Below are 18,970 nucleotides of genomic sequence, written 5' to 3'. Positions count from 1 at the left end.
TACTTATTATGGCGATCCTTGGTTTCAGTGCCATTTGGGCAATTGACTTTTCAAGCGGCCTCATTTCTCCCTTTGATGCTCGTGCCTACCCTATTTGTATTCTGGCATTTGCCTTAATGTATATCCTGAATACTGTTACCAAACTGAACCATCAAAGCCTGCATTTCATTACGTATTTTATTGTCGCTGGCTATTTAACCAGCTCGAGTATGTGGCACCATTCAGCACCCAATGGCCAATTCTCAAATGCAGCCCAATGGTTAGGACTAAACTATGTCATTGCCTACCTTTTTCTAGAGGTAAAAAAGGCCGCCCCTACCACTATTGTGGTTTTTACGGTCACTATCATTGGTCATTTTGCGGTTCTCATACAACAACAGTCGTTTAATGACACAATGGGAGTGGTATTGAATATCGCAATTGCCCATATTATCTACATATTCTTATTGTGGACTGTCATTCGACTGCGAATTAAGACAGACAAAGCAGCGGCACGGGCGGATGTACTTGAAAACTACGCGTATATTGATCTACTCACACGCATTCTCAACCGCAGAGGTCTCGAGAAGGTATTTACTGAACTCAATTTAGACGCTGAAGAACAAAAACAAAGCTATGCGATACTCGTGGTCGACATCGATCACTTTAAGCAAGTGAATGACATCCATGGTCACTTAATCGGTGATAAAGTCCTCAGCCATATTGCAGCCAAGCTGAGTCGAGTCATTCACCCCAATGATGTATTGGGGCGTTGGGGGGGAGAAGAATTTATTGTTTTAACACTGAATAGAACACCACAACAAGTCATTACCTTAGCGGAGAATCTAAGGGCAGGGATCAGTCTCCTTAAAATTGATGACATAGCAGGCATAACCATAAGTATAGGCATTGCTTACTCAAGCGAGGCCAATACGAATAGCGATGTCTTTACTCTCGCGGATCAACGTCTCTTTGCGGCAAAACAAGCTGGTCGAAACACAATCCGTTCACATGATTAACAACGCGTCATGCACTTCTAAACCACTATACAGAGTTGGCCATCAAGAACGCGATACACTCTCTGTGTGAGCTTACCGTCCTAACACAACACATTTCCCATTTCAGTGTCTTCATACAATTACAAAAGCACCACTTTTATAAAGCACCTCAAAAGACTCTTCACCGTTCTCATCGAAACTTGTCTCTACCGATTTTACGCTCCCTCATAACCGAGGGATGACACGCGCCATTCTAGTCATTCAAGAGTCTTAAAGATGAATAAAAAACAAACAGATTCACTGTAAAACTATTGTAAGGTTACACAAATACACGTAAAGTTTACGGAACATACTACACAGTAATAAACCGTATTTTCGAATGCTCTAATAACAAAAAGGAATAAATAAGTATGATTAAAGGCGAAATTGAGTTTCTGGAAGCTAAGTCGGAAAGAGAATGCGCTTTTTATGCAGATTATTTATTAAGTAACATTCGAAGTGCCTCAATAAGAAACCTACGTGGTAATACGCACACGGAACGTGTGAAAAAGCTCAATGAAGAGCTAGACAATTTAGTCAAAAAGAATCGAGCACCTAAAAACTTTGCCTCACAAATGCGTTCCGCCTTTAAGTCGACTCAACTTCCTACAAGCCACTTTCGGTGGATTGATAAAAAAGACGAACGATTATGTAACTGGGTCTGGTGTTATTTAAAAAGTCATACGAAAAAAAGAGACGCCAGCCAAGAACATGAGACAACACAAGAAAACAAATTCGTTATGCTTTCTGATAAGGCGTTTTCAACAGAAAGAGACAACGTCACTGACAGAGTAATGGACATTCTCAATGCTTTTTACGATGGCGAAGCCGACGCTCAACAACAGCAAGATTTACTCGACGATTTAAAAGCCAAATGGCAGAGCATTCGCTTCAATGAAACCATTGTTCACTGGTTTGAAGAAAATAACCCCTCTCAGTGGGCTTGGGCCTGGTCCTATCTTCAAAACATCACTCAAAGACCATTAGAACAAGCTTGGATTCCTACCTCTAACGCAGAAAAAAAAGCCGCAGTTATTGCTACTATTGATTTATCTGATAACGTAGACCGTAAGGCACTCGTTATTGATAAAATGAAAAAAGCATGGAGTCAGAAAAAATTCCGTGAAAAATCGAGTGGTAAAAAACCCTACAGCATCAGCATGACGCTTAATACTAAACAAAAGCTCAATGCGCTAGCTGAAGAAAAAAACATGAAAATCAATGAAATGGTTGAGTATTTGGTAAGGAATGAATATAAAAAACGCGATGCTAACGATTAATCTGATTCATTGTAGAGTGGAGAAACTGTCACAATGTCCGTAATGGGACTATTTTTAACTGAGCATTGGCAAGCACTGCCGTCATTCTCAGGTTGTTTCATTTATCATCAAATCACTGTATAACGAGCCGCATGAAAATCCCAAAAAGAATACAACCCCTCATCGAAGATGGCTTAGTAGACGAAGTTCTTCGACAATTAATGAGCGGAAAAGAAGCAACCGTCTATGTTGTTCGCTGTGGATCCGAAATCCGTTGCGCAAAAGTCTACAAAGAAGCGGGTAAGCGCAGCTTTAAACAAGCAGTGCAATATCGAGAAGGCCGAAAAGTTCGCAATAGCCGCCGCTCTCGAGCCATGGAAAAAGGGTCTAAGTTTGGCCGTGACGAGCAAGAAACTCTGTGGCAAAGCGCTGAGGTAGATGCTTTGTTTCGGTTGGCAGACGCTGGTGTCAGAGTGCCGGTTCCTTATGGCTGCTTTGATGGCGTGTTGCTGATGGAGCTTGTGACGGACGACAGCGGTGAGGTTGCCCCCCGCTTGAATGATGTCGTATTAACAGAAGAGCAAGCCAGACGTGATCACGACACCATTATTCGCGATGTCGTGCGCATGTTGTGTGCAGGCTTAATACATGGCGATTTGTCGGAATTTAATGTGCTTGTCGACTCCCATGGTCCTGTCATTATCGATCTTCCACAAGCCGTTGACGCAGCAGCGAATAACAATGCCGAATGGATGCTGGAGCGTGACGTCAATAACATGCGTAATTACTATGGCATGTTCGCACCGGATTTGTTGGAAACCAAATACGCCAAAGAAATTTGGGCATTGTTCGAAGCGGGTAAACTAACCCCCGATACCGAATTAACTGGCGAGTTCGAAGAGCCCACTGAAGCGGCCGATGTAGACTCTGTACTGCAAGAAATAAAAGACGCTTTTGAAGAAGAACAAGACAGATTGGCGCGCATCAATAGCGCCAATGATGACGACTGAGTTTAAAAAGCATTCCAGATACAGATTTTCATTCTTCCGCGAAAAGAGCAACAGCCATCGCTTTTGCTCTTTTCGCGGCATTTAAGTCGCCCGCAACGTAAGCTTGCGCAATTGCCCCTTCCTTTAACACGCTGATACTTTGTGCCAAATCAGCAGGTGCCAATTTAGACACTTGACCCACCAGATTCGCCTGAATAAAAGCCGTAATATTTTGTTTATGACGCTGACATAAACCATTCACAATATGATCCGAAAACTCACCATTGGCTTTCATAAAAAAACAGCCTTTAAAGGGTAATAACACCTCTACCCGGTCGTGGAACCAGTCATCTAACGCATCAAATAGCGCTAAAACAGCCAATTTACCCTCTCCAGCAGCCATCATTCTCGCAGTAAGCCAATCCATGAAAGTCTGATCTCGATAGACCAATACGGCTTCTAATAATGCCTCTTTACTCGCAAAGTGATGATAGAGCGTCTTTTTCGCCACGCCGGTTTCTTGCAAAATGCGGTTAATACCAACGGCGTGAATGCCGTTCTCATAAAAAAGCTTAAACGCGGCATGAATTAATAAATCTGGCTTAGTCATCCAATCTCTCCCTTATCGTAAAAGGATATTGACATAAGGAAACCGATCTGTCTACCATAGAGTAGACCGATTGGTCTCCCCTTAATGTGCAAGGAATCTTAATCATGTTGTTACGCTTATGCCGCTCTTATTGCCAATCGCGCCTGTTCACCATCTGCCTCGCAGGCATAGGTGCGGCTCTATGCATCTTTTTACTGGCTCAGGGTGAAGCAATCGTTCCGGCCTATGTTGAACTCATGGCACCATTTGGCGCCACCATGGTGATTTTATTTGCGTTACCCAAAAGCCCTTTGGCCCAACCCAAAAATATTCTTGGAGGTCACTTATTGACGAGTTTCGTTGGCTTAATGACTCTACACTTTTGGGAAGTGACGCCTCTCAGCATGGCGGTCAGTGTCGGCGTAGGCATCTCTTTGATGATGATCACCAACACTCTACACCCACCAGCAGGAGCCAACCCTCTTCTAATATTATCGCTTAATGTCTCATGGTCTTTTTTGCTGACACCTGTACTCACAGGTTGTTTGATGATTATTCTCTTCGGCTGGCTCTATCATAATGGGGTTTCACGTGTTGGCTATTCGATCACCTTAAAGCCTTATAACAAATGACTCGGCTAAGTAACAATGTGCACTTCTGGCCCACAGAGCCATATATTTAATACCTGGCGCTTTTTTAACCAAGATTTTCATGTATAATCCCGCTCCGCATTTGACCATAAGGTCAAATGCGGCATTATCAAAAAGCGCAAGTTCGTTTTAACCAATCCGAACTTTTTAATTTGGGTTCCCTCACCCCAATCAAACGAAAAAGGTCACACTATGAATACATTTACGCCTGCACAGCAAGGTAAGGCATTATGCTATCTTGCAATGTTTCACTTACTCATTATTGCCTCTAGCAATTACTTGGTACAGATTCCCTTCACTATTTTAGGGCTTCATACCACGTGGGGCGCGTTTACCTTCCCCTTCATCTTTTTAGCCACGGATCTTACTGTGCGTATTTTTGGCGCACCGTTAGCACGTAAAATCATATTCTTGGTGATGATTCCCTCCCTCATCGTCTCTTATGTTTTGTCGGTTTTATTTGCCCAAGGCGAATTTCAAGGTTTTGCCGCTTTAGGAACATACAACAGCTTTGTTGGGCGCATTGCGATTGCCAGTCTAATGGCTTACTTACTCGGTCAAGCACTGGATATTCAGGTATTTAATCGACTACGTCAGTTAAAACAGTGGTGGGTTGCACCAGCCGCTTCCACGCTGTTTGGTAACGGCTTAGACACTTTGGCTTTTTTCGGCATTGCCTTCTATCAAAGCCCCGATCCTTTTATGGCGCAACATTGGCAGGCAATAGCACTGGCTGATTTTGCCTTTAAAATCATTATTAGCTTAGGTTTGTTTATTCCCTTGTACGGCGTACTATTGAATTATTTGATCAAAAAAATCACTCATATTCAGCACACCACCTTAACTCTGAATAAAACCGCTCGCGCTTAAAGTGCTGTCTATAAAAAAACGCGGATAGACTTACCTCTATCCGCGTTTTGTATACACACTATTCTATCGGGAATTCACTTGCTTATTTTGCAGGGTTCCAACCAGATACTGCACTGAAAAATGCCATCGTTTCCTGCTCTGCTACGTCCATTTCCGCTTGTGGAAAATAACTTAGCTTCACAATCACAGTACGAGTTTCCGGATCGACATAGATAAACTGCCCTTGCAGCCCTATCGCTGAATAGGCTGTAGTATTGGGCATCGTCCACCACTGATATCCATAGCCGCCAAGCTCAGGGTCTTCTTTCATAAATGGTTCTGTCGACATTTTCACCCACTCAGGCGAGACAATTTGCTTACCATTGATACGGCCATTATTGAGCATCATAGAGCCAACCCGTGCAAAGTCTCGCATAGTGGCACTGTAGCCCGCTCCGGTAAACTCACGTCCTACCCCAGGCTCTCCATCCATAATAAAGAAGCCATCTGCTTGTGCACCCAATGGCTCCCATAAATGTTGTGCCATGTAAGCAGACACATTGCTGCCCCCACTGACTCGTTCCAATAACAAACCTAAAACCGCCGTGTCTATGGTTTTATATTCCTGCACAGTACCAGGCTCATGCAAACGCTCTATGGTTTTTGCTGGTTCAACAAAGCGCGCTACATTTTTCACTAAGGCTAAAATATGATTACGAGCGGCGACACCAGGGTTAGCAAAATCATAACGCTCTTCATATTTTACGCCAGAGCTCATAGACAACACTTGACGAATGGTCACGCCTTTGTAGGCACCTTTTGACAATTCAGGAAGATAAAGAGTGACGTCTTCATCTAAGGATTTAATGCGGCCCTCTTCAAGAGCAATCCCTACTAAAAGAGATACCAATGATTTCGTCATAGACCACGCCATAAAGCGCGTATCTTGATTGGTGTTATTACGATAGTTCTCGTAGACGATTTTGTCGTCTTTCATGATCAACAAGCCGTTGGTGAAAGTACGATCAAGAAACTGTTCAGGTTGATAACGTACACTATCAAATTCATACGAAAAATTCAGCGGATGATCTTGGTGTAATAGAGGCGATATCGGGCCAGAGCGAGCGACATGACGCGTGGTAAACAATTGATCCATTGAGCGAAACGTAAGTGTATTCACATCACCATCTAACATTGCCCAACGCAGATTTTGTATTGCTACTGGGACATCCGATGCGGGGCCGACTGCTGCAACCAGGGGATCAACAACCGATCCAGCGTGCACCGCAATAGGCAAAACAGCCAGCGACAATAAACCAGTATTCATTAGCAGACGGATTTTTTTTATTTTCGTCATTATATTTCCCCTATGTCTTTTTTATATTTTTTAAATATTCTGAATAATAGACAACAGCGTCATTAAGCGGCTTATGTATCTACATGACCCAGATAATGAGCTCGACATTAGAGGAAGTCATATCCCAAATAGGATAAGAAGAATGGTTAACTCAATCGCGAGTTAATAGACAAAAAATCATGAGCGCGGCAGGTACGAGCAGAAACAGAAGACCATAACACTCTTACTAGCTCTTGTTGGCGAGTGATGTTCATTTTTGAGAAGATACTTTTTAATTGAATGCGCACAGTTCCAACTGAGACGCCTTTTTCTCGAGCGTATTCCTCCAAAGATAAACCATTGGCAATAGCAACTGCTAATCGAGATTCTGCTGGTGTCAAACCATACAACTGACTTACTTCCTCATCCAAATGGGTAAAACCATGATCATTTTCAGAGAAAAAGACAGCAATCATCGTTTCTGATGGCCGTCCCATGTCATGGACTGGCACATCGACACAAGTCACTAATAATTGCAGCGGATTGAAACGATATTGTCCGATGGTTGCCATTAAACGAGGAGAGAGTTCAACTTGCGAAAGCGCTTCAGCCAACATAGCATTAAACACTTGCTGGTCCGCCGAATGCGTTAAAGTGAGCTTATCATTGGACAAACCAATGTGCTCAGACCGCTGAACCATGTCCATTGCGCATTGATTACTCCAATACACCTTACCATTGAGTGTGAGTAACATCATGCCGGCATTGATATGATCCGTCACTTGACGCATACGGGCATGTTTCAAAGACAACGTATTGAGCTTTTCGCTCAATGCAACACTTTGCAAAATATGCGGCGCCAGCTGTTGAAAACAATCATCAAAAAAACGACTAAAACCTCGTTTGTCACCGTGTTTACGATGGGCAATGAGCGTAATGTACTGGTTATTTGGAGATTTAATTTCCAGTGAAATAGCGTGCCCTAAACGTGCTTGTTTCAGTCTTTCATAAAAGCGTTCAACCGTCGGAGAGGGTAACGCAAAAATTTCCTCGTCTCTAATGATCGCCAGACTGTCCGTTGTTCCTGTATACATGCGTGGATTGTCTGCATTATTCACCCATTTATCATGCAACGCGGCATTCGCCAAAGACAATGAATCCCTCATTACCCAATTCTGTACCAAATCTCCCGTATTGGACTGATCAAACACCTGCACAACCACACTGGCAACATCGAGGTCAACACGTAAGCGATCCAATATGTTGACCCATTCCATAGGTTGGTCTACGCAGCGATAAAGCTCAGGTAAGAGTTTATTGACATAGTAAGCAGACATAGGAGCCCCCAACACGTGAGAACACATAAAGAGCAACGACTCTCACTGCCATTGTATGATGAGCACTGCTTTTTTATAGCACCCTGACAAAGCAGAGAACCTGTTCTCACTGTATTTCGTTATTTTTATGGTAAAGAGACAAAAGATAAAAAGTGCAATAAATGAGAATACCTGAGCCGAAAAATAAATGATAGCCAAATCGTTTCAATCAACAGCCCCCTTACAAAACGACTCCCCCTTTCATAAAAACGCTTTTTTATCCCAAATAGGATATGAATAAACCCCAGGCACTTGTCATGCTCACTCCACATGTATCAATAAAAATAATAAATGAGCAGAGAGAGTAAGATATGAATCACAATACATTAACTTCGATAATGACGATAAGTGTTGGTTTGGCAGTATCAGCGACAGCATTTGCCACAGAAAATGGCGCTCCGAGTACGGCGCCTGGTATTTATGGTTTTAGCGCGGGTTATATGCCACCCGTAACCGATATGGGGGCTTTTTCTCTACGATCCTCTATTTATCATGCTGATAAAAGTCTAGACGGTAAGGGGGAAGACAAGCTAAACGACTTTTCTCAAACCGTAAAATCGCTGTCATTAACCTATATAAAGATGACAGAACACACCTTTCAAGGGGCTAATTATGGCTACGGAATAGTGATTCCCTTCTTAGATTTGGATATTGATGGCCGTGTTCCTGTTGCGGATATTGCCGTCGTCGGATCGGACTCGGGCATAGGCGATATTCAGATTATTCCTTATATCTTGCAATGGCATCCATCGGACAATTTGGCGACCAATACTCAGTTGCAAATACAAATCCCAACGGGTCATTATCATAAAGATGACACCATTACGACAGGGCTCAATCACTGGACGATCTCGCCCGCTTTCAACCTCACCTATCTAACCGAAGGCGGTTTTGAAGTCTCATCCAGTTTTCAATTAGACATCAATACCGAAAACAAAGACACCCACTACACCAGTGGAACAGAATATCGACATGAATTTGCTCTAGGTCAGCACGTCGATGATTGGACTATCGGTCTAGGCGGTTTCTTTTACAAACAGCTAACCGATGACAAGGCGCCAGCGAGTAGCAACATAGTCAATGGCAATCGAGGTTCGGTGATTGCAATAGGACCTGAAGTTAGTTTCTTCCGCCCTGGCTTACCCTTCGTCTCTTTCCATGCTTACAAAGAGTTCAAGGCCAAAAACCGTACCCAAGGTTACACCGCTGCAATATTGGTTTCTCAGAGTTTTTAACGCTCTATCGTCATCACTGCTTGATCGTTACCCCCTTTCGATGACGCCGTGATGACGACGGCACAAAACACCTGTCGGTGTATGAGCCGACAGGTGTTTTTTATTCGTACCTTCCCTAGAGCCACAGCGCTCCAAAATGATCTCTATGACAGAGGTACAAACGAAGATCAAACTCTAGCTGGTGATAATCAGGCTCCATGTAACAACAAAGCTTATAGAACGCTTTGTCATGGGCTTTTTCCTTAAGATGGGCGAGTTCATGTACTACAATCATTCGCAAAAAAGGCTCTGGCACTTGGCGAAACAAGGAGGCAATGCGGATTTCATTTTTGGCTTTAAGTTTATTACCCTGCATTCTTGAAACAAATGTATGCAAGCCAAGCGCGTTGTTAATGACATGAATTTTATCATCATAAATCACCTTACTGATCGGAGGTGAACTGCGCATGAAGGTATTTTTGATCTCTAAAGCGTATTCATACAAACCACTGGCACCGCCCAATTTATGGGCGATTGGATACTTATTTAACAACCACTGAGCGGACTTTTCTGACGCTATTAAGACTTGCACCTGCTGCTGTACATGAGAACTGTAACCGGAAAGATAATTCTTTGTGCTCATAAGCGGCTTTATTTAACCCATACATTTTACAATTGATGTTGTGATGAAAAAACGCAATTACGCCCTGCCGCTTTGGCTTGATAGAGGGCATGATCTGCTGCGTTTAATAATTCCGTAATCGTGGTGTATTCATTGTGCTGACGATAAGCAACACCCAAAGATACCGTAAAAGAAAGAGTGTGGGCATCAGCAATGAACACTACGCCTTTTTCGATGTTTTCCCTTAACCGCTGCGCGACCCGAAACGCTTCTTGTAGATCTGTCGCTGGCAACAATACAGCAAACTCTTCACCGCCAATTCGGCCAATTATGTCATCTTTTCTCAAAATAGACAGACTCATCTCAGCCAGTTTCTGCAACAGCGAATCTCCCACCTTATGCCCATAGGCATCGTTAACGCTTTTAAAGTGATCCACATCCATCATCAAAACCGCAAGAGGCGCGTTTTCTGCGATGGCTTTGGATAAAACATACTCAAATTGCTGAAAAAAATGTCCTCGGTTCGCTAACCCAGTCAAATGATCGAAATAAGCTCGTTGCTCAAGCTCTTCTTGCACTCGAAAACTTTCAATCGCAATACTCGCCAAATTACTGGCGAAATGAATCATTTCGAATTCTTTCTTCGTGGGAGAGGATGGCACACGTTTGTATACAGCAAACGTACCTAATAAATCGCCTTTTGATGACATGATAGGATCCGACCAACAAGCAGCGACTCCTGCTAACGCAGCAAGCTGCCTATAATCCTGCCAATATCGATGGGAAAAAATATCGTCCACAATGACACGCGTTTTTAAATAGGCCGCCGTGCCACATGAACCAACATTGAGGCCAATTTTAATGCCATCAACGGCTTTATTATATAAATCAGGAAAGTCTGGCGCCGCCCCTAAACGCAAACACTGTTCTGCCTGGTCAAAAAGTAACACGCTGCACAAAGAGAGCGGACTTTCTTGCTGAATCTGCTTCACAATAACGTCCAGAATGTCCGTTAACGCCGAACTCTTCGCCACCATTTCCAACATGTCACTGCGCGCACGCAACCTTTTTTCAGCAATCCAATAATCGGTTAAATCATTGAAATACCAAAGCCTTTTGTCTGCGACGATAGAGAAAGAGATTCTCACTTTTTTCACCGAACCATCCTTGCAAAACATCCTAGTACTCAGCCCTTCCACAGGTACATTTTCTAGATAGTCCTGTATCCAAGGTTCGATCACCTGCTGATAATAACGAGGATCTGGAAAAACATGCTCATACCATGTTTTAAGATCAGGAAGATCTTCTAACGAATACCCAAAGAGCGTGCTAAACGACTCATTGATATAATCGATCCGATCTGAGGCAATACTCGACCAAGCCACAGCAATCGGCACAGTCTCCAAAACACGTTCCAACTGGATATTAGTTTCTGGTCTGTTTTCCATACAAAATCCACGCTTTAGCCTAGCAATACAGCAACCTACAAGAGGCGTTGTTCATACCAACTATTATGGAACATCCGCTGACAATACAAGACGGAATGCCGCCATTTTTGTATGTTTTTTGTACGGAACTACTGTATTCGCTACGAAAACAAAAACAGCTTTACGGCCGCAATCATCGACATGATGCGGATCATCCATTTGAACTGAACGGGATTCACCTTTTTCAAGAAATGATAGCCAATAAATGAACCGACCATCAGTCCTGGTACGGCATACAAACTGGCTTGGGTCGTTTCAAGCGATAGCAGCCCTAAACTGATATAAAAGGGGAGCTTCACCACATTGATGATGAAAAATGCCCACGCGCGGGTGCTGACGTAAGTCTCTTTATCCAGTTTTTGCTCGAGCAAGAAGAGACTAAAAATTGGCCCCGCGGCGTTGGCCATCATGGTCACAATGCCGCCGAAAAAGCCCATGGAATAAGCGGCCCAAGGTTTTTGCATAAATGAGGCTGGACGAAAATCCAAATACAAGCCTAAGGCAATCATAAAAAGGATCATAAATCCTAAGAAACTGACAAACTGATCCGCGTCGATGTTCGCCAGAAATTGGCTCGCGACAAACACACCTAAAAAGGCCAAGGGTAAAAAACGCGCCAACACAGCCCAAGCAATTTTCGAACGATAGCTCCATACCGCCAAAATATCGGTAATGATATACAGCGGTAATATCATCCCCAACGCTTCTGGGCCTGGAAAAGCAATCATCACAATAGGCAACACCAGCAAGCCCATACCGCCCACCGAAAACTTGGAAAAGCCGGTGATTAAGCCTGCCAAAAAAAGTACCACGAATACAGAATCCACGTAATCACTCCTTGTTCATTAATAACGAGTATCTTCGTTTTATAGACGCAATCATAAGGCATATAATGAACAATAAATAATCTCGTTTTATTATTATAATGATCATTAATTATGATCATGTTGGAGGCATCATGAAACTCGATCAACTAAGAGCCTTTATTGCGGTGGTGGAAACAGGAAGCTTTCGTTCGGCAGCAGATTCTATCCATAAAACGCAGCCCGGAATCAGCGCGGCCGTCAAAGCCTTAGAAGAACAATATGGCCTGCAGTTATTTGACCGCAATAGCTACCGTCCGACATTGACGGCCGCAGGCCACGCTTTTTTCCAGCAGAGCAAGAAGCTCATGTCTCAGGTTCTGCAATTAGAAAACCTAGGCCATGACCTCGCTCAAGGCACAGAAGCGCCACTGCAACTCTGTCTAAGCCAAATGGCGCTAGACGATGACTGCATGTCACGCATCAAGACTTTCCAGCTCCAGCATGCTGACATTGCTTTGGACATCACCACAGATCACCTTTATGGTGTGCAAGAAAAGCTTACCAAGAACAAATGCGAAATCGCCATTGGTCCACGATACGGGCTCGATGACAGACACGCGTTTATCGAGCTCAATAAAATCACCATGACCGCCGTAATCAGCCCAACCTTACTCGCCACGCTCAACGCAAGTGACGCCAAGATCAAGCAACAAGCCCTGTATTCGATTCCGCAAATCTTGGTTAACGACACCACCGCCAACGCGTCAGAAAATGGCCACAGATATGTGTTACCCACGGGAAAACGCTGGTATGTGAACGATTTCCAGGCAAAGAAAACCTTGTTATTACATGGTCTTGGTTGGGCGAGAATGCCAAAGCATTGCATTCAGTCAGAGTTGGAGAATGGTCAACTGGTGCCCATTGAAGTGGAAAACTTTACTTCACAAAATCAGCTGCCGATTTTTATGATTCGCTTACGCCATCAAACACAGAGTTCTCAAGCGAATGTATTCTGGGAAATGATGAAGCGCTTTTCTAACAGCACAGGAAGCGATTTATAACGTACGATTCAATGCCCAATCGTAATCTAAGAAACGGATGGGCATACTCTTGTCTCTCAACATCTGAATCTCTTCAGAGCTTAAAGACAAGGGTTCTGAATAATCCAGTAAAAATTGCTCCAGTGATAAATAGCCCTGCCAGCCTTTTTCAAAGTCTTCTCGATACCATTTAAAAATCGAAGAAAGCGCCAACTTGCCACTGTCTATTCGATTTCGACTACGATCTTCGAGGAAAAGCTGTGTTTGTTCTTCCAGTTGAGCCTCTAAACGGCTGCCAACATAGGCTTCGTTGCGCAAGGCAGGACAACCAACACTGGCGCAATTCACCGCAAAATGAATGCGCGGATCTTGATAACGATCAGAGCCACGAATCATGGTGTGTTCAATATCATCCAAAGAGCGCGTTTTCCTTAATAACGGAATAAAAGACTTGCTCCACGGCGAACTAAAAAAGTGGCCCAGATCTTTAATCGAATCCAAATCAGGCCACTTAGTCAGAATCAAATCCACTGTCCACGCGTTATAGGCATTGATCAAAAACGCCAACTGCTCGTCTTTCGGCCATGCATCAAATTCCGTCTGAGTCACCTGAGATAACGCCGCCAGATACGCTTCTAACGGTACTTTATCGTCAGCAAAGCCTTGGTAATCTACTTGAGTCGCTTGGCCGCCGTTCAATGGCAGCACATGCTGTTTTAATAAAGCATCCCATTGACCATGATCGAAAGTATTTGCCGCACTTGCCAAAGCGCTAAACAAACCCAACAAGGCAAAACTCAATAAAGACAGAACCCATGGACGGAGTTTTTGCATCAATTTAACCTCGACGCCAAGCGTGGTATTTTTCCAGCCAATTCAAAATGCGCTGTGGCGCATGAGCGCGTTTCCATTCACCGGCGGCGTACTTATTGGCTTCCGCCCACGTTGGATAAGTGTGAATGGTGCCAAGCACCTTGTTCAGCCCCAGACCATGTTTCATTGCTAACACAAACTCGGCCAGTAAATCCCCTGCGTGTTCGCCAACAATCGTCACGCCCAAGATCTTATCCTTACCCGGTACCGTCAGTACTTTCACAAAGCCTTTCGCGGCACTGTCCGCAATGGCGCGATCTAAGTCATCCAGTTCATAACGCACCATTTCATAGGCAATGCCTTTTTCCTTGGCATCTTGCTCACTCAAGCCCACTCGCGCCACTTCAGGATCAACAAAGGTGGTCCAGGGAATCACACGATAATCCACACGGAATTTTTTAAAGGTACCAAATAAAGCATTTACCGCGGCGTACCAAGCTTGATGCGCCGCCACGTGAGTGAATTGATAAGGGCCCGCCACATCGCCCGCGGCAAAAATATTCGGATAAAGCGTTTCAAGGTAATCGTTGGTGACAATCGTGCCCTTGGTTTCAATCCCCAAATTTTCCAAACCGTAACCGTCAAGGCGCGCTTCACGGCCAACCGCACAAATCAGGGCATCAAACTCAATGGTCGACTCCTGCCCGTCGTGCTCAACGATCAAACGCTTGCTTTCCCCTTCTTTTTCACAACGCACGGCACGGTGAGAAGTCAGCATGATCACGCCATCTTGGACTAGGCTTTCTTGCGCCAGCTTAGACACCTCTTCGTCTTCTCGCCTCATGATGCGAGACGAGCGCTCTACTTGTGTCACTACCGATCCTAACCGGGCAAAACTCTGCGCCAACTCACATCCAATCGGTCCACCGCCTAATACCACCAGTCGCTTTGGTGGCTCGTCTAACTTGGCAAAGGTTTCCCACAGGGTATCACTGGTGACATAACCCACCTCGTCCAAACCGGGTAAGTCAGGCACAAACGGTCGAGCACCTGTCGCCAACACAATACTACGCGCCGTCAAACGTCTCGTTCCACCTTCATTTAGTTGAATCTCCACGGTCCAAGGATCAATCAATTTGGCGTAACCTTGCACCACATCCACCCCCATTTTGCTGTAACGCTCAACACTGTCATGAGGCTCGATTTTGGCAATCACATCGTGAATACGCTGCATGACTTTTTTGAATGAAAAGGTCGGCTCGCTGCTGTTCAAACCATAGTTTTCAGCATGACGCATTTGGTGCGCCACTTTCGCGCTTTTAATCAGCGCCTTGCTTGGCACACAGCCATAATTTAAGCAGTCACCACCCATTTTATGGGCTTCAATCAAGGTGACTTTGGCTTTCACTGTGGCCGCTATGTAAGCACTCACTAAGCCACCAGCGCCTGCACCAATCACAATTAAATTACGATCAAAGGATTTTGGCTTGGTGAATCCCGCATAAACACGGCGCGCTTTCACCAGATCGACGATCTTCTTTGCGATCAAAGGAAACACGCCCAACAAGACAAAAGACAATAATAACGAAGGCGATAAAATGCCCGACAAACGCTCTAATTGGCCAAGCTGAGTTCCGGCATTCACGTACACCAAGGTGCCTGCAAACATCCCCACTTGGCTCACCCAATAAAAGGTTAAAGCGCGAATCGCCGTCAGCCCCATCAGCAAATTAATTAAGAAGAAAGGGAAGATCGGCACAAGACGAAGGGTAAATAAATAAAAGGCGCCATCTCGCGCAATGCCTTCGTTAAAGGCTTTTAAGCGATCACCAAAACGCGATTGCACCATGTCCTGCAATAAATAACGAGACACCAAAAACGCCAACGTCGCGCCAATGGAGCTAGCAAAAGACACAATCAGCGTACCCCACAACAAGCCAAATAAAGCCCCTGCAGCCAAGGTCATAATCACCGCACCGGGCAAAGATAAGGCGGTAACGATAACGTACAACAATAAAAACGCGCCACCTACCAAGATTGGACTGTCACGGCGCCACGCCTCAAATTCCACTAGGCCGGACTTGAGCCCTTGCAGCGTCAGTAACTGGTTCAAGTCAAAATAGAAAAAGCCCGCGGCCAATGTGACAATCAACACCAGCAATCCAATTTTTTTCATTCATCAAACTCCGAAAGAGTCTTACAGCTTAGGAAAAATACAATCCATCAATTCGTTAATGGTTATTAGACAGGATACAGACTGGAATTATTACAGCAAGATAGATTGTTTTTGAACCATCCACCTTGCAGAAGAAAGAGAAGCGACGTATGACCAAGCCAACACGACAAAAAGACAGGTGAGGCTTGCTTATACAACCGCTTTAATGCGACCAGCCAAAAGGCTAAACAAGACCCCAAAACAGCACACGCACAAAACCAATACCACCAACCCCGCCAAACCATAAACCGCGATTGCTGTGGCAAATGTCGGTGGACCCATTGTGGCCCCAAGATTGCCAAACTGAGCCAATAAGCCATAACCTTGCGCCTGTTCGCTTGGGTTACGAGCCAGCGTGGGAATCATCGCCAATGCCGATCCTGGCACCATTCCAAGAAACAACACCATCACCCCAACGACCACACAAAAAAGTTCAGGCGAACCACTCACCACAGATAACACCACCGCACAGCTGGCAACACCGCAATACGCCATCAAGGCAACGCGCTGCGGCCGCATCAGATATTGCGCAATCGCCCCCGCTAAAAAAGTCCCGCCCGTACTGATGAGCGGCAGCGCCACCAACATCAGCTTCTGTAGTGTCGAATCACCAATCAAGCCAGGAATATAGGTCAAAACCGACACCAAAGTGCAGGTATAAAACAAGAACACACAACTGGGTAATAACGCCCTTGGATTGCGATAAATCTTTATCATCTGTTTAATAAAGCCGTCTTGCCTTCCCGTCACAGGTACCAAGTCCAATACTGGATTGTTTCTTAGCTTAAAGAACAACACCAAACCGATAGTGCTAATAAAAACACCATGGCTTAGAAATAAGGTCTGCAAACCGTATTGATCTAAAATATTCTTTCCCGCCCAGCCACATAAAGCAAAAGCGACCCCAAAGAAAGTACCCCAAATCCCCATAGTCAAAGACTTATGCTGCGGCGCGCTTATTTTGGCAATCAAGGTCGGTGCTGCAACCACCACACCTAATTGAGAAAAACCTTCCAGCATACGTGTCACAAACAACAGCTGAAAAGACGGCAGAGTCGATTGCAGCAAAGACAAACCACCGCCCAATAACAGAGCACCAACCAACACCTTCAGATAACCCACACGACTGGCGATCATGCCCGCTGACACACCAAACACCAAACCCGCCATACCAACTGCAGACAACGCCGCACCTGTTGACGTCGCCCCCATTTGATAATGCTCAAGCAAACCATCAAAAGACACAGAGAACTTAGCAAACTGCATCGCCGCAGAAATGCCCGCCACCCACAGTAAAATCACGTTCAACCATTGGGTCTTCGGCTCAGGCATTGAAGCATTAACAGTAGAGGTAGAACTGGACATTAATATTCCTTTTAACAGTCTGCATGAAACTGTCTGCACATGAAGAAAATGAAAGCTGACCTTACGGACAAATTATGGTGCTATTCTAAAACAAAAAGCACCAAAGAGGGGCGAGTATTTATACCTAGAGTAAGGAAAGGCTTAGTATATTCTCGTTCCCACGCTCCGCGTGGTAATGCATAGTAGTGGCACCAAGCACACGTATGAATTCCCACGGAGACCGTGGGAACTAGAAACCCAAACAGTCGAGTAAACTAACCTGAAAAACACACCGAGCACTCTCGTTCCCACGCTCCGCGTGGTAATGCATAGTAGAGGCCCCAAACACACGTATGAGTTCCCACGGAGACCGTGGGAACTAGAAACCCAAACAGTCGAGTAAACGAACCTGAAAAACACACCGAGCACTCTCGTTCCCACGCTCCGCGTGGTAATGCATAGTAGAGGCACCAAGCACACGTATGAGTTCCCACGGAGACCGTGGGAACTAGAAAAAAAAACCCCATATTTACAAACCTTCAGAGTTGCTGGCCGCTTAGGATGTTGAGACTTAGCTTCGTCAAAGTTATTTTTGACTGCTTAGACTGTTGAGGCAAAAAATGAGAAATACAGAGGTGACCAATGCCATCAAAGAGGATACGATTTATTACCTATGTGCGATTTGAGGTGTCAAGTCACTCTCGTTCCCACGCTCCGCGTGGTAATGCATAGTAGAGGCACTAAGCACACGTATGAATTCCCACGGAGACCGTGGGAACTAGGATAAACCGATACACAACGTTCAAGGATGACGAATGGGCAGAAGTAGATACAAAATAATTCAACAAGATGCACCGCACTTTGTCACGTTAACTGTTTTACACTGGATACCTGTTTTTACACGTCCACAAACAGTGGCAATTATTTTTGACTCTTTATCATTTTTAATGCGCGAAGGGTTAAAGGTGCACGCTTATGTGATTTTGGAAAACCATCTGCATTTAGTTGTACAGAGTGAGCAAATAGGCAAAGATTTAGCTCGATTAAAATCATTTACAGCCAGAGCATTAATTTCGTATTTAATTGAACATAATGTGAAAACCATTTTAGATCAGTTAGCTTTTTATAAAAAAGCGCATAAAGATGATCGCGCGTACCAGTTTTGGCAGGAAGGGTCACATCCACAATTAATTCAAAGTGACGAAATGATGCGGCAAAAAATAGAGTATATCCATCAAAACCCAGTCAAAAGAGGATATGTCGATTTGGCATGTCACTGGCGATATTCGAGTGCGCGTGATTATGAGGGGGAAAGCGGACTACTAGAAATTTGTAAAGTCTGGTAGCTATGCGTTACCACGCAGA

17 protein-coding genes are annotated in these 18,970 nt (G+C 44.5%); 8 read left to right on the top strand and 9 right to left on the bottom strand.

What is annotated here, in order from left to right; all coding sequences use genetic code 11:
* Positions 1–8 precede the first annotated feature (8 nt).
* The 3 genes from DKT73_RS03465 to DKT73_RS03455 all read left to right on the top strand — a co-directional run bounded on the left by DKT73_RS03465 (position 9) and on the right by DKT73_RS03455 (position 3,285).
* Positions 9–998, top strand: coding sequence for a GGDEF domain-containing protein (locus DKT73_RS03465; protein ID WP_232827770.1), 990 nt, complete (start codon positions 9–11; stop codon positions 996–998).
* A 389-nt stretch (positions 999–1,387) separates the two neighbouring features.
* Entirely contained in the window at positions 1,388–2,296 is a 909-nt protein-coding gene (locus DKT73_RS03460) for a hypothetical protein (protein ID WP_111637198.1), read from the top strand.
* A gap of 131 nt (positions 2,297–2,427) precedes the next feature.
* Positions 2,428–3,285, top strand: a complete 858-nt coding sequence (locus DKT73_RS03455; protein ID WP_111637197.1) for a PA4780 family RIO1-like protein kinase — start codon at positions 2,428–2,430, stop codon at positions 3,283–3,285.
* A gap of 28 nt (positions 3,286–3,313) precedes the next feature.
* On the opposite strand, the gene DKT73_RS03450 is transcribed toward DKT73_RS03455, so the two are convergent.
* A complete protein-coding gene (locus tag DKT73_RS03450; protein WP_111637196.1) occupies positions 3,314–3,874 on the bottom strand; it encodes a TetR/AcrR family transcriptional regulator in 561 nt (186 codons plus the stop codon).
* A 104-nt stretch (positions 3,875–3,978) separates the two neighbouring features.
* On the opposite strand from DKT73_RS03450, the gene DKT73_RS03445 reads away from it, so the two are divergent.
* Positions 3,979–4,485: an HPP family protein gene (locus tag DKT73_RS03445; protein WP_111637195.1), complete on the top strand. Its 507-nt coding sequence runs from the start codon at positions 3,979–3,981 to the stop codon at positions 4,483–4,485.
* Positions 4,486–4,695: 210 nt separating this feature from the next.
* Entirely contained in the window at positions 4,696–5,373 is a 678-nt protein-coding gene (locus DKT73_RS03440) for a 7-cyano-7-deazaguanine/7-aminomethyl-7-deazaguanine transporter (protein ID WP_111637194.1), read from the top strand.
* A gap of 82 nt (positions 5,374–5,455) precedes the next feature.
* Here the strand turns inward: DKT73_RS03440 and DKT73_RS03435 are convergent, their stop codons facing one another.
* Together DKT73_RS03435 and DKT73_RS03430 are read right to left on the bottom strand one after the other, a co-directional pair.
* Positions 5,456–6,709 (bottom strand): serine hydrolase domain-containing protein, encoded by a 1,254-nt coding sequence (locus DKT73_RS03435; protein WP_198666529.1) that lies wholly within the window; start codon positions 6,707–6,709, stop codon positions 5,456–5,458.
* 146 nt (positions 6,710–6,855) lie between these two features.
* Positions 6,856–8,025: a LuxR C-terminal-related transcriptional regulator gene (locus tag DKT73_RS03430; protein WP_157959143.1), complete on the bottom strand. Its 1,170-nt coding sequence runs from the start codon at positions 8,023–8,025 to the stop codon at positions 6,856–6,858.
* Positions 8,026–8,375: 350 nt separating this feature from the next.
* Between DKT73_RS03430 and DKT73_RS03425 the strand changes: the two genes are divergently transcribed.
* On the top strand, positions 8,376–9,299 hold the full coding sequence (locus DKT73_RS03425; protein ID WP_111637192.1) for a SphA family protein: 924 nt from the start codon (positions 8,376–8,378) through the stop codon (positions 9,297–9,299).
* Positions 9,300–9,414: 115 nt separating this feature from the next.
* Here the strand turns inward: DKT73_RS03425 and DKT73_RS03420 are convergent, their stop codons facing one another.
* The 3 genes from DKT73_RS03420 to DKT73_RS03410 form a co-directional block, all read right to left on the bottom strand.
* Positions 9,415–9,921: a YgjP-like metallopeptidase domain-containing protein gene (locus DKT73_RS03420; RefSeq protein ID WP_111637191.1), complete on the bottom strand. Its 507-nt coding sequence runs from the start codon at positions 9,919–9,921 to the stop codon at positions 9,415–9,417.
* Between the two features lie 26 nt (positions 9,922–9,947).
* Positions 9,948–11,348 carry a sensor domain-containing diguanylate cyclase gene (locus tag DKT73_RS03415; protein ID WP_111637190.1) on the bottom strand — a complete coding sequence of 467 codons (1,401 nt, stop codon included), beginning with the start codon at positions 11,346–11,348 and terminating at the stop codon, positions 9,948–9,950.
* A gap of 140 nt (positions 11,349–11,488) precedes the next feature.
* Positions 11,489–12,214 (bottom strand): sulfite exporter TauE/SafE family protein, encoded by a 726-nt coding sequence (locus tag DKT73_RS03410; RefSeq protein WP_111637189.1) that lies wholly within the window; start codon positions 12,212–12,214, stop codon positions 11,489–11,491.
* A gap of 131 nt (positions 12,215–12,345) precedes the next feature.
* Here DKT73_RS03410 and DKT73_RS03405 point away from each other — a divergent pair, with 131 nt between their 5' ends.
* Positions 12,346–13,254 carry a LysR family transcriptional regulator gene (locus DKT73_RS03405; protein ID WP_232827769.1) on the top strand — a complete coding sequence of 303 codons (909 nt, stop codon included), beginning with the start codon at positions 12,346–12,348 and terminating at the stop codon, positions 13,252–13,254.
* On the opposite strand, the gene DKT73_RS03400 is transcribed toward DKT73_RS03405, so the two are convergent.
* From DKT73_RS03400 to DKT73_RS03390, 3 genes are all read right to left on the bottom strand, one after another.
* Positions 13,249–14,067 (bottom strand): DUF547 domain-containing protein, encoded by an 819-nt coding sequence (locus DKT73_RS03400; protein ID WP_111637187.1) that lies wholly within the window; start codon positions 14,065–14,067, stop codon positions 13,249–13,251. The genes DKT73_RS03405 and DKT73_RS03400 overlap by 6 nt on opposite strands.
* A gap of 4 nt (positions 14,068–14,071) precedes the next feature.
* On the bottom strand, positions 14,072–16,222 hold the full coding sequence (locus DKT73_RS03395) for a dihydrolipoyl dehydrogenase family protein (protein WP_111637186.1): 2,151 nt from the start codon (positions 16,220–16,222) through the stop codon (positions 14,072–14,074).
* A 189-nt stretch (positions 16,223–16,411) separates the two neighbouring features.
* Positions 16,412–17,626 carry an MFS transporter gene (locus DKT73_RS03390; protein ID WP_111637185.1) on the bottom strand — a complete coding sequence of 405 codons (1,215 nt, stop codon included), beginning with the start codon at positions 17,624–17,626 and terminating at the stop codon, positions 16,412–16,414.
* Between the two features lie 794 nt (positions 17,627–18,420).
* Between DKT73_RS03390 and DKT73_RS03385 the strand changes: the two genes are divergently transcribed.
* The gene (locus tag DKT73_RS03385; protein WP_111637184.1) at positions 18,421–18,951 is read left to right on the top strand and encodes an REP-associated tyrosine transposase; all 531 of its coding nucleotides are present in this window, start codon (positions 18,421–18,423) and stop codon (positions 18,949–18,951) included.
* Positions 18,952–18,970: the final 19 nt, after the last annotated feature.

The sequence above is a fragment of the Marinomonas shanghaiensis genome, from assembly GCF_003259175.1.
Classification (GTDB): domain Bacteria; phylum Pseudomonadota; class Gammaproteobacteria; order Pseudomonadales; family Marinomonadaceae; genus Marinomonas; species Marinomonas shanghaiensis.
The sequence above is the reverse complement of the archived record's forward strand: the minus strand, read 5'-3'. Positions and strand labels throughout refer to the sequence as shown.